Origin of the sequence: Pseudomonas sp. HMSC076A11 (assembly GCF_001810205.1) — a bacterium.
In the GTDB taxonomy this organism is placed as follows: Bacteria; Pseudomonadota; Gammaproteobacteria; order Pseudomonadales; family Pseudomonadaceae; genus Pseudomonas; species Pseudomonas aeruginosa.
Genome location: NZ_KV800311.1, coordinates 250,644 through 261,474, shown reverse-complemented (window position 1 = coordinate 261,474; position 10,831 = coordinate 250,644). Strand labels below are relative to the sequence as shown.

General features: G+C 61.3%; 10 protein-coding genes and 1 pseudogene. 3 read left to right on the top strand and 8 right to left on the bottom strand.

Going from position 1 to position 10,831, the window contains the following annotated elements; genetic code table 11:
- From HMPREF2716_RS28920 to HMPREF2716_RS29445, 3 genes and pseudogenes are all read left to right on the top strand, one after another.
- Positions 1-545: RHS repeat-associated core domain-containing protein (locus HMPREF2716_RS28920; RefSeq protein WP_305884709.1), on the top strand; the 545-nt coding region annotated here is incomplete at its 5' end.
- Positions 529-915 (top strand): ankyrin repeat domain-containing protein, encoded by a 387-nt coding sequence (locus HMPREF2716_RS28915; RefSeq protein ID WP_071533930.1) that lies wholly within the window; start codon positions 529-531, stop codon positions 913-915. The genes HMPREF2716_RS28920 and HMPREF2716_RS28915, both read left to right, overlap by 17 nt.
- A 188-nt stretch (positions 916-1,103) precedes the next feature.
- Positions 1,104-1,241: pseudogene (locus HMPREF2716_RS29445) on the top strand (RHS repeat-associated core domain-containing protein); the annotation flags it as partial.
- A gap of 677 nt (positions 1,242-1,918) precedes the next feature.
- Here HMPREF2716_RS29445 and HMPREF2716_RS28905 read toward each other — a convergent pair.
- The 8 genes from HMPREF2716_RS28905 to HMPREF2716_RS17735 all read right to left on the bottom strand — a co-directional run bounded on the left by HMPREF2716_RS28905 (position 1,919) and on the right by HMPREF2716_RS17735 (position 10,785).
- Positions 1,919-2,470: a DUF6990 domain-containing protein gene (locus HMPREF2716_RS28905; protein ID WP_071535235.1), complete on the bottom strand. Its 552-nt coding sequence runs from the start codon at positions 2,468-2,470 to the stop codon at positions 1,919-1,921.
- 361 nt (positions 2,471-2,831) lie between these two features.
- Positions 2,832-3,305 carry a hypothetical protein gene (locus tag HMPREF2716_RS29440; RefSeq protein WP_124173990.1) on the bottom strand — a complete coding sequence of 158 codons (474 nt, stop codon included), beginning with the start codon at positions 3,303-3,305 and terminating at the stop codon, positions 2,832-2,834.
- Between the two features lie 520 nt (positions 3,306-3,825).
- Entirely contained in the window at positions 3,826-4,350 is a 525-nt protein-coding gene (locus tag HMPREF2716_RS17760; RefSeq protein WP_003120098.1) for a hypothetical protein, read from the bottom strand.
- Between the two features lie 46 nt (positions 4,351-4,396).
- Positions 4,397-5,545, bottom strand: a complete 1,149-nt coding sequence (locus tag HMPREF2716_RS17755; protein WP_003089766.1) for a PepSY-associated TM helix domain-containing protein — start codon at positions 5,543-5,545, stop codon at positions 4,397-4,399.
- A 117-nt stretch (positions 5,546-5,662) separates the two neighbouring features.
- Positions 5,663-8,125, bottom strand: a complete 2,463-nt coding sequence (gene foxA, locus HMPREF2716_RS17750) for a ferrioxamine receptor FoxA (protein ID WP_003113289.1) — start codon at positions 8,123-8,125, stop codon at positions 5,663-5,665.
- Between the two features lie 143 nt (positions 8,126-8,268).
- Positions 8,269-9,255, bottom strand: a complete 987-nt coding sequence (foxR, locus tag HMPREF2716_RS17745; RefSeq protein ID WP_023517704.1) for an anti-sigma factor FoxR — start codon at positions 9,253-9,255, stop codon at positions 8,269-8,271.
- 8 nt (positions 9,256-9,263) lie between these two features.
- A complete protein-coding gene (locus tag HMPREF2716_RS17740; protein WP_003089775.1) occupies positions 9,264-9,782 on the bottom strand; it encodes a sigma-70 family RNA polymerase sigma factor in 519 nt (172 codons plus the stop codon).
- Between the two features lie 88 nt (positions 9,783-9,870).
- Positions 9,871-10,785, bottom strand: coding sequence for a LysR family transcriptional regulator (locus HMPREF2716_RS17735; protein ID WP_003089777.1), 915 nt, complete (start codon positions 10,783-10,785; stop codon positions 9,871-9,873).
- Positions 10,786-10,831: the final 46 nt, after the last annotated feature.

Genomic DNA, 10,831 nt, shown 5'->3' with positions numbered 1-10,831 from the left:
AGACTGGGCGGTATGTGGAGAGTGATCCGATTGGTCTAGATGGCGGGCTGAATACTTACGCCTATGTTGGGTCCAATCCGGTAGGGCTGGTTGACCCTAACGGACTGAGTCCTACAGCTACTGCAGGCGCAGGAGCTGGTTTTGTTGTCGGTGGGCCTCCTGGTGCAGTGGTTGGGGGGCTTATTGGTCTTGGGTTGGGCGTCTGGGGAGCAAATGCTGCTTGGGATGCCTATCACGACGAGGCTAGTGAGGGTGGCAGTGCATCAGCTGGCACTAGCCCAGGAACTGCGGCAGAAAAGGCTAGGGAGCGGAAGGAATACAGCCGGATTTGCAAGACTCCCATACCGCCGACAGGGGACCAATGCAAAGACGCTAAGGCTAACTTAGAGAGGCTTCAGCAGTGTTTGGCCTTGCGTGAGAACTTCAGCAAGAAATGGTTTAACGATAATGATGCAGGCCACGTTACAGAGATTAATAACACTAGGCAGGCCATTGAAAATCTGAAGGACTTCCTGCGGAGGGTTTGCGGTGAGCAATGCAACTAATCAAGAGAAAGTTTCTCTACTGCTCGCAGAGTATTCGACTCTTCCCGAGTTCAGCGGGCTGGAGTGCGCAGATGTTAACAGCCTTAGTTTATTCGGGGATAGACCAATCCACATTGCCGCAACGCGCGGTGACATTGATGAAATTCAGCTGATATTGGGTCATGGAGCTGACATCAACTGCAAAGGAGAACATGGATATACAGCCCTGCACGATGCAGTCGAGCAGGGGCATAGCGCAGCTGTCGAATACCTTCTAAATCAGGGTGCAGACCCCGAATCACTAAATGATGATGGAGTCTCGCCTGCCGAACTTGCCAAGCTGCTCGATGAGGGTGAAATCCTTCACTTATTTGAGCGAGGAGCCAGTTAACGTGGGAAAAGGGGACAGATTTATTTTTACTACCATAATCTCAGCAACCGCTCACGCTAAACCATTCAAAGCGAATAACTCGCTAAACCAATCGCCCTTACCGAGGCATCGCGGAGTCCCCCTACGGCGTCTAGAACCTCCTTTTCAGAGCATTAGAGCAGGGAAAATAAATCTGTCCCCTTTATTCCTACAACTACTTCCGCGACTATGATCCGGAGACTGGGCGGTATGTGGAGAGTGATCCGATTGGGTTGGCAGGAGGACTGAACACATTTAGTTATGCGTATGGGAATCCAGTAAATCTTATTGATCCTAATGGATTGGCAGGTACGACAGTCGATGCTTACTGCCTGAGATATGGACCACAAGCATGTGCTGATGTAACCGGCGGGTCAGCCACATCAGGATCAATCAATGCAACAGGAATCAGTCTATGGTGCTTGCTTACTAAAACCTGTTCTGCAAATGAAAGCTCCGCCCAAAATGAAAAAAAACCAAAAGACTGTCCACCTGGAACGAAAGATATCGATAAAGCCAAGAATGACTATGGCTGGGACAAAGACACACTTCATGGAATAAAGTCGGGAGCCCATGCGGGATGAGCAATGGAAAGTCCTGGACAGGAATAACACCAGACGGAGAGGTTGGAATAAATGAAGGTGGAAAGTGGCAACCTCAAGGACACTGGGAGGATCTATTGTGAATAGCTCTACATACCGGCTTACCTTTCATATACAACACCCCACTATACCCGCCTCTGAAATAGAAGCATCTCTGGACAGGAAAAAGGGGACAGATTTATTTTTACTACTATAATTTCAGCAACCGCCCACGCCAAACCACTCAAAGCGAATAACTCGCTAAACCAATCGCCCTTACCTAGGGCATCGCGGAGCCTCCTCACGGTGTCTGCACTGGAGCCTCTCTGCTCAGAGAATTAGAGTAGGGAAAATAAATCTGTCCCCTTTATTCGGTCCCCTTTATTCGCTTTGGGTAATTAGCGTCAACGCACATTTCGCGCAATCAAGAGAGCGCGCTCTATCATGTCTTGGGTGATATACGGAACAAACCCTAATCTGTCACCCTGCTCGAAGCTGAATTGATAATTTGCAAGACAGCTAACGTCTCCAGCTATCGCCAAAGCTGCCAAGTGCCGCAACGGCATAGCACCCTTCGAATTTGTTGGCAAAGCTCTATAAGCTGCCAAGCCTTTTTCTATATCTTGAGCAGAAGCCCAAGATATAGCACTTTGAGAAAGTCTAACGACATCATCCAGTGAGAAATCGACTATTTTCTCCGGCACGTCATTACTCACAATAATCGGCACATAATTACTGACCTCACCCAAAACGAATGCAACTGCCGCCGTAAAATTCTTCGTAGAAACAGATGACATTAATGAAACCCTAAAATGATCAGAGCGCCTCCCTATAGTCGGAATAATCTGAATATGGACTTCACCAATGTCCATTAGGCAAAAACAATCCCCAGCCTCATCTTTGTCGCATCTCCAGCCAAGCCCTTCTAGAGCTGACAATATCTCTATTTCTTTCACTACTTAGCACCTGGAAAATTCATGACCTCAACCGGAATTCCATTGGGATAGCCTTGCTCTCTGAGAAAAGGGGATGAGAAAAGGGGACAGATTTATTTTTCCTACTCTAATTTTGACTAGTGTTTATATTTCTCATTCCCACTGTATACCACTGCCGATCTTACCACACTGAACCACGTGAAGCGGATAGTTCAGTAAAACCACTCGCCTCTGCCCAGGCCTCGCGGAGCCTCCTTACGGCGTCTGCACTGGAGCCTCCCTGCTCAGAGAGTTAGAGTAGGGAAAATAAATCTGTCCCCTTTATGTGGTCGAGTAGGGAAAATAAATCTGTCCTCTTTATGCTCGCAAAGGAAACCCCAACTCATAAGCTGGGGTTTTTGCTTATAACTTCAGGAAAGGCTCGGCGGATGTGCTCTGTCAGATCAATGATATCTTCATAGGCAATCGGCCCGAATTCCGGCTCGTATTTAGCCATATATTGATTAGGGGCTAAATCTAACGCACGAGCAAGATCCCAGACTTCTAATAAGCGGCTCGGCACTATGCCCCAATTTTTTCCAGGAAGATCAACCCTCTTATGCTCATCAAGAACCCACTTAACTCTCCCCTGATAGCTTTCTATAGCCACTCGCAGGCGCGAAATTATGGCGGGATCTTCCTGTATGAATCTAAACCAAACCCTAGGAGGATGTGAGGACTGATCTTTAATCACCCACTCCCCACGCTCTTTATTGACAAATTGGCTATTTACACATTTTCGCCATTCAGTTTCACCGAGAGCCTCGATTAACTCAAGCAAGGAGCTACTTTCTCTTTTGATTTCAGGAGTATTCATCGCAACCCCTGCAACTTATCAGAAATAGTGACCCCATCAGGATTCATGCCTTTTATATGCTGTTCCCAGTCGCCTTTAGGTATTGGCTGAGATGACAGCCGAGGGTCATACACGTACCGCCCATCTGTATAGACTTGGTGATAAGTTTGCCCTGGGACTTCATTAAAACCAAGCCAGCGACAACCGCACGATAGCTAGAACGCAACATCCGATGTCCTGCGAGTTCCCTTCAATATCCACCGCATAGCTAAACGACATGGGCGTGTTGAGGGGGGATTAGTCCAAAAGTAGGAATGCTAATCCAAACAGGGACAGGAGGGAATGGCACTTTGCCTTCATTGCGTCGTCCTGGCTGTACGGACGTTTCAGGATCGATGCGATGTCGTCATTTTCGTAATGGGAAGGACCTATCGGTCTCCAGGCAGCGCTCGGCCGGGTTCTGGTGAGCTGATTATTTGCGCTCGTGGCCCGGCAGAAAGAAGCCCCGCCAAGGCGGGGCTGCTTTGACGCAGACTCGAATTCACTTCACCGGCAGGTCCTTGCCCCACAGGCGCACCGCCTTGATCCCTTCCGCGCCGCCTTCGAAGACGAAGGTCTGGCGGATGCCGGCCTTGGCCGGGACGGTGACGTCGTCGGGGTTGGCGAGGGCGACCAGGGCGTTGGAGTAGCCGTCGTTGTCGATCACCAGCAGCGCGCCGGTCTGGGTCAGGTTGATCAGGCGCACGGTGGCGTCGCTGTCGTTCTTGAAGCCGAGGGTGACGGCCAGTTGCTGGTCGCGCGGCTCGGTCTTGAGCACTTCGACCTGGCCGATCTCGGCGAAGCCGGCGTTGTCGGAGACCACCTTGGCGCCATCGGCGCCCTGGGCCGACTGGCGGCCGCTGGTGATGCCCTCGCTGACCCCGCCGAGGAGGTTCTTGCCGGTCTCGATGGCCGAGGACACCGCGGCCTTGGCCGCATCCTTGACCGAGCTGCCCTCCTCCGCGGCCACGGCGCTGCCGGCGGCCAGGGGCAGGAGCAGTCCCAATGCGGCGATCCTTGCGTTCATTCGTCCATCCTCTGGTGGTGTGGGAGGCAGCCAGACTAACAGCCGTCTAGCGGCCGTTCCAGTGGCGCGCCCGGCGCTTGCGCCACCAGATGTAGACACCGGTCAGCGACAGCCCGGCGATGGCCAGGCCGAGGGCGGCGATGGCGATGCGTCCCGGCAGGCCGGCGATGCGCCCGCCGTGGATCGGGTACTGCAAGCGGTAGAAACGCTCTCCCCAACTGCCCTGCCCGGCGACTTCCTGGCCTAGCAGGCGGCCGTCGCTGCCGTGGAAGAACAGCCAGGACTTGCCCATGGGGTCGTCGTGGTCGCCGAAGCCGGCGCCGAAGAAGTTGTATTCGAAGCTGTAGTACAGCTCGCCGATCGGCTCGGCGATGCCCAGCCGCGCCGCTTCGACGCTGGCCAACTGGAAGGTGCGGTCGTAGTCCAGGCGGGTCTCCCCCAGTTGCTCCCTGGGCAGCCGCCCGCGCGCCTCGTAGACGCTCGGTTCGATCGGCGAGAACAGCGATACCAGCGGCTTGAACACCTGGCTAGGCAGGTTCAGGGCGACGCTGCTCAGCGCCACCGGCGCCAGCAGCAGCCAGAGCCAGAGGCCGCCGGCGCGATGCAGGTCGAAGTTGAAGCGGTAGGCGTTGCCGCGCTTGATCTTCCAGGCGGTCGCCCACTTGCTCCAGAACGGCCGGCCGCGCGGCAGGGTCAGCCAGGCGCCGACGAAGCAGTCGAGGAACCAGAACATCGCCACCCCGCCCATCAGGTACAGGCCCCAGTTCCCCGGCAGGGTCAGGTTGTGGTGGAACTCCAGGACCCAGGGAACCAGGTTCGCCGGCTGGAAGCAACAGGCCGCCCAGAGGCGCTTGCCGACTTCCTCGCCGCTGACCGGGTCGAGGTAGAACACGTCGTGCTCGACCTTGGCGCCGGCCTCGCGCGGCACGGTGGCGAGCAACGCCGGATGCCCGCCCGCCTCGGGATACTCCATGTACCACACCAGTTGTCGCGGATAGCGTGACTCGACGCGTTGCACCAGGCTGCCCGGGGAAAGGCGCTCGCCGCCCTCGCCCACGGCGTAGAAGCCGGGGTTCAGCCATTCGTCGATTTCATGATGGAAGGCCAGCAGGCTGCCGGTGAGACCGGCGAGGAAAAGGAACAGCGCGGTAGCCAGACCGACATAGCGGTGCAGCAGGACCAGGACGGGGCGCATGGGGGCTCCAGGTAACCAGGGTACGGCCGGCGACGCCGGCGAATGCCCGGCGCGTACGTCGCGCGCCGGGCTGCTTGGCCGGTACCGCGGCGCTGGCGCCGGGGCCCGGGTGGACGGTCAGAACTGGTAGTTCACCGTCGCGGTGACGTTGCGCTTCTCGCCGAAGTAGCAGAAGTCCAGGCTGTAGCAGGACGCCACGTAGTCCTTGTCCAGCAGGTTGTTGGCATTGAGGCTGACGTCCAGGCCTTTCAGGCCGAGCTTGCCGAGGTCGTAACCGATCCGCGCGTCGACCAGGGTGTAGTCCGGCACCCGCAAGGTGTTTTCCTTGTCCGCCCAGGTCTCGCCGACGTAGCGAGCGCCGCCGCCGATGCTCAGACCGCTGAGCGGGCCGGCGTCGAAGGCATAGTCGGCCCACAGCGAAGCCATGTGCTTGGGCGCCTGGTTCGGCGTATGGCCCTGGTTGCCGTCCAGCGACTTGGTGTAGGTGATGTCGGTGTAGGTGTAGCTGCCGAGCAGTTTCAGGTTGTCGCTGAGCTGGGTATGGGCCTCCAGTTCGAGCCCCTGGGAGCGCACTTCGCCGACCGAGGTGTAGAAGTTGTCCTGGGGTTCCTTGGAGGCGACGTTTTCCTGGGTGATATGGAACAGCGAGGCGGTGTAGAAGCTGTTGCTGCCCGGCGCCTGGAACTTCAGGCCGAGTTCCCACTGCTTGCCCTCGGTGGGCGCCAGGGGCGTGCCGGAGGCGTCGGAATAGGCGTTCGGGTTGAACGACTCGGAGTAGCTGACGTAGGGCGCCAGGCCGTTGTCGAACAGGTACAGCGCGCCGATCCGCCCGGTGAATTTCTCCCAGTCGTCGTCGGCCTTGCTGCCGGTGCTGCGGTTCTTGTCGGTGACGCTGACCCAGTCCTGGCGCAGGCCGAGCGAGAAGCGCCACTGGTCGATGTCGATCAGGTCCTGGAGGTAGACGCCGGTCTGCTCCAGGCGGCGGGTGTGGTTGTCGTCCGGGAAATAGCTGATGGCGTCGTCGCCGTAGACCGGGTTGAACGCGTCCAGCGCCGAGGCCGAGCCGGAACGCCAGTCGACCACGGTGCGCCGGCGCTGGTAGTCGAGGCCGGTGAGCAGGGTGTGGCGCGCCGCGCCGGTGGCGAATTCGGCCTGCAGCATGTTGTCGACGATATACGCCTGCAGGTGCTCGCGGGCGCCGCTGAAGTAGCGGTTCAGCTTGTTCGGCTCGCTGGCGCTCCAGCCGTAGGCGTAGACCTGCGACAGGTCGACGTCGGAGTCCAGGTAGCGGAAGTTCTGCCGCGCCGACCAGACGTCGTCGATGCGGTGCTCCAGCTGGTAGCCGAACATCCGCTGGGTGCGGTCGAAGTCGTCCTTGCTCGGCTCGCCATCGAAGAACTCGCGGGAGATGTGCCGGCCGTTGTGGTGCGACAGGGTGCCGTCGGCCGGTACGCCGCCGTGGTAGCCCCCGTTGGGATCGTGTTGCAGGTAGCCTTGCAGGGTCAGGGTGGTGTCGTCGCTGAAGTCGATGGCCAGGGTCGGGGCGATGGCGTAGCGCTCCTCCTTGACGTGATCGAACTGGGTGTCCGAGCCCTTGCCGAGACCGATCAGGCGGTAGGCGATGCGCTTCTCCTCGTCGAGCGGCCCGCTGAAATCGAAGCCCATCTCCTTCTGGCCCATGTTGCCGATGCTGCCGGTGATCTGGCGGTAGTCCTCGTACAACGGCTTCTTGCTGGTCAGCGCCACCAGGCCGCCCGGCAGGCTACGGCCGTAGAGCACCGAGGACGGCCCCTTGAGCACATCGATGCGTTCGAGGAAGTACGGGTCGACCTGCATCGAGCTGAAGGTACCGCTGTCGCCCATGGCCTTGAGGCCGTCGAGGTAGATGTTGTCCACGCTGTTGTCGGCGAAGCCGCGCATCACCACGTAGTCGTAGCGGTTGGAGGCGCCGACCTGGCCGGTGAAGATGCCGGGGGTATAGCGCATCGCCTGCTGTACGGTCTTGGAGGCGGTGTCGTCGATCTGCTCGCGGGTGATCACCGAGACGGTCTGGCTGGTTTCCAGCAGCGGCTTGCTGGTCTTGGTGGCGATCTGGCTATGGGTGGCCAGGTAGCCATCGGTGCTGCCCAGGTTGTTGCCGAGGGCGAAGACCTCCACCGCCTGCATGTTCAGCACATCGCCGTCCTTTGCCGGCGCCTCGCGCAAGACGAAGCTGCCGTCGCCCTGGTCTTCCGCTTCCAGCGGGGTGTCGGCGAGCAGCCGGGCCAGGCCCTGCTGCACGGTGAAACTGCCGCGCAACCCCTGGGAGCTGTAGCCACCGGTCTGCGCCGGAGTGGCCGAGAGGGTGATGCCGGCCTCGCGGGCGAAGCGGTTGAGCACGTCGCCCAACTGTCCGGCGGGGATCGCATAGGGCCGCGCCTGTTCCGCCGCCGCTTCGGCGGCCGAGGCGCAGAGCGGCGCCGCGCCGGCCGCCATGGCCAACGACAGCAGGGCCGCGCGCACCGAACGGCTCAGGCGCGAGGCGCGGGGGAAATCGAGGGACGACGGGGCATTGCGGAGGACGACGGCGGTGGCGGTCATGAACGGGATCCGTTGGAGTCGTTGAAGGGTGTTCAATCGGTAAAGCCGGACCAGTCGCGGAAAGCCGACAAAAATAATGAAAATAATTTTCAGTGCGTTTCGCTCCGGACGAAAGCAAGCGTCCACGCGGCCGCCGGCGCGACTCAGGCGGCGACCACCCTCACCCACCAGCGGGTATGCCGCTGCAGGCGCACCGGCAGGGTCCGCGCGAGCACCTGCAACAGCTTGTCGGTGTCGTCCAGGCGGTAGACCCCGGACAGGCGCAGGTCGGCGACCTCCGCGGCGCAGCCGAGGTAGCCGTTGCGGTAGCGGCCGACCTCGGCGAGGAAGTCGGCCAGGCGCATGTCGCGGGTGACGATCAGGCCATCGGCCCAGGCCACGGCGTCCATCTGCGGCCGTTCGAGGCGCCGCACGCCGTCGGCGGCGATCCGATAGCTCTGCCCCGCCTCGGCCACCGGAGCCTGCAGCGGACGCGCGCCGAAGGCATCGATGCGCACCGAACCCTCGCTGACGCTGAGACAGGTGGCGGCATCTTGCAGGCGTACGTTGAAACGGGTGCCGAGGGCCTCGAACAGCCCTTGCGCGGTACGTACCCGCAGCGGCCTGTGCGTGGGCGATTGCGTATCGGCGCCGCTGGCGAGGAAGATCTCGCCGCGGGCGAGGAGGATCAGGCGCTGGCCGGCGTCGTAGCGCACGTCGACCGCGCTGTCGGTGTTCAGTTGCAGGCGGGTGCCGTCGACCAGCTCGATACTGCGTCGCTCGCCGGTGGCGGTGCTGTAGTCGGCGCTCAGGCGCTGCCAGGGCAGGCTGTCGCGACCGACCCAGGCCACGGCGCCGCCGGCCACCAGCAGCGACAGCAGTTTCAGCGCCTGGCGCCGCTGCAGGCGCTGCGCGCTGCTGTCCAGGGTGCCGTAGGCGACCCCGCCGGGCAGCGCCTTGAAGCGTCCGTGCAGTTCTTCGTTGAGCGCGCTGACCTGCTGCCAGGCCCGCTCGTGCTCGCCGTGCTCCGCGCGCCAGGCCGCGCAGGCGCGCTGCAGGCGATCGTCGCCCGGCTGCGAGCGCAGGCGGACCAGCCAGTGGATGGCCTGCCTGACCACCGCTTCGTCGACCCTACCGCGCGTCCCGTCCACGGCTCCGCTCATTCGCCGTAGCGCAGCAGGTAGCAGTGGTACAGCGCCTCGGCCACGTAGCGCTCGACGCTACGCTGGGAAACCCCCATGCGTTCGGCGATCTGCCGGTGGCTGAGGTCTTCGCACTGGGCCAGGAGGAAGGCGGTGCGGACCTTCGGCTTGAGCCCGTCGAGCATCCGCGAGATTTCCTCCAGCAGTTCCAGCACCAGTTCCCGCGCCTCGGGCGACGGCGCCTGTGCCTCGGGCAGGTGGGCGATGCTTTCGAGGTAGGCGCGCTGCAGTTCCTCGCGACGCCAGTGGTCGATCACCAGGCCGCGGGCGATGGTCCGCAGGAACGCGCGCGGCATGCCGATCTCGCGCAGTTCGCGCTTGAGCAGGATGCGCAGGAAGGTGTCCTGGGCCAGGTCCGCCGCGTCCGCCGCGCAGCCCAGCTTGCCGCGCAGCCAGTTCTGCAACCAGCCATGGTGCTCGCTGTACAGCGCATGCATGGCGCGATGGTGGGCGCTGAGAAGGATCGGGGCGGACATGGGAAAGTCGGGGCGACACATGAATGATAATGAATCGCATTGTCGAGAAGCCGCGGCCTTTTTGCAATAGCACCCGCCGGCCGGCGCCCTACTCGGCCGCCGCGCCTTCGCGCAGGCAGGCCAGCAGGTCTTCGCTGGCACGGTCGCGGTGCGGTTCGTCGCGCCAGCACATGCCCACCGCGCCCTCGCCGGGAATCTCCAGCGCCAGCCTGGCCACCAGGCCGAGCCCGGCAAGGTGCTCGACCACCCGCGCCGAGCCGATGGACAGCATGTCGCTGCCACGCAACAATTCGATGTTGGCCAGCATCGACGATGACTCCAGGCGGTAGGCCGGCGGCTGCCGGCCGCCCTGGGTCAGGGCCATGTCGAGCTTGCTGCGGATCGGCGAGCCGGGCGGCCAGACGATCCAGTCGTAGCGCCGCACGTCTTCCCAGTCCAGCGCGGCGGCCTGGGCCAGCGGGTGACCGGGGCGCGCCATCACCACGATCGCCTCGCTGTAGAGCACCTCGCAGCGCAGGCTGGCGCGCGGCGCATAGTTGTCCAGGCGCCCCACCACCACATCGAGCTGGCGTTTCTCCAGCCGTTCGAGAAGGCCGTTCATGGTGCCTTCGAGCAGTTCCACCTGGGCCCCAGGGTAGCGTCCGAGGAACGCCCGCAATGCGCGCGGCACCAGGCTCGGCGCGGAGGCCGGCGACGTGCCGAGGAGCACCCGGCTGCCGCTGCCGCTGCGCATCGCCTCGAGGTTCTGCCGCGCCCGCTCCATCTCGGTGAGTACGCGCTGGGCGTGGTTGAACAGGGTCATGCCATAGGGCGTCGGGCGCAGGCCACGGGCGTGACGCTCGAACAGCGGCGCGCCGACGTCCTCCTCCAGTTCCTTGAGCCACTTCGACAGGCCCGGTTGGGTGGTGTGTGCGGCCCGGGCGGTGCCGCTGAGGTTGCCGGTCTCCATCAGGCTGACCAGCAGTTGCAGGTGTTGCAGGCGCAGGCGGCGGGTCCAGTCCATCGCAAGCCATCCTCGAATACGTATAGGTCGATGTCTAAATATCATT

What these genes read in the sequence shown, in the direction of transcription:
- HMPREF2716_RS29440 (WP_124173990.1), bottom strand. Translation starts at nt 3,305, where the DNA reads ATGAATACTCCTGAAATCAAAAGAGAAAGTAGCTCCTTGCTTGAGTTA.
- HMPREF2716_RS17760 (WP_003120098.1), bottom strand. Translation starts at nt 4,350, where the DNA reads ATGAACGCAAGGATCGCCGCATTGGGACTGCTCCTGCCCCTGGCCGCC.
- HMPREF2716_RS17755 (WP_003089766.1), bottom strand. Translation starts at nt 5,545, where the DNA reads ATGCGCCCCGTCCTGGTCCTGCTGCACCGCTATGTCGGTCTGGCTACC.
- foxA (WP_003113289.1), bottom strand. Translation starts at nt 8,125, where the DNA reads ATGACCGCCACCGCCGTCGTCCTCCGCAATGCCCCGTCGTCCCTCGAT.
- HMPREF2716_RS17740 (WP_003089775.1), bottom strand. Translation starts at nt 9,782, where the DNA reads ATGTCCGCCCCGATCCTTCTCAGCGCCCACCATCGCGCCATGCATGCG.
- HMPREF2716_RS17735 (WP_003089777.1), bottom strand. Translation starts at nt 10,785, where the DNA reads ATGGACTGGACCCGCCGCCTGCGCCTGCAACACCTGCAACTGCTGGTC.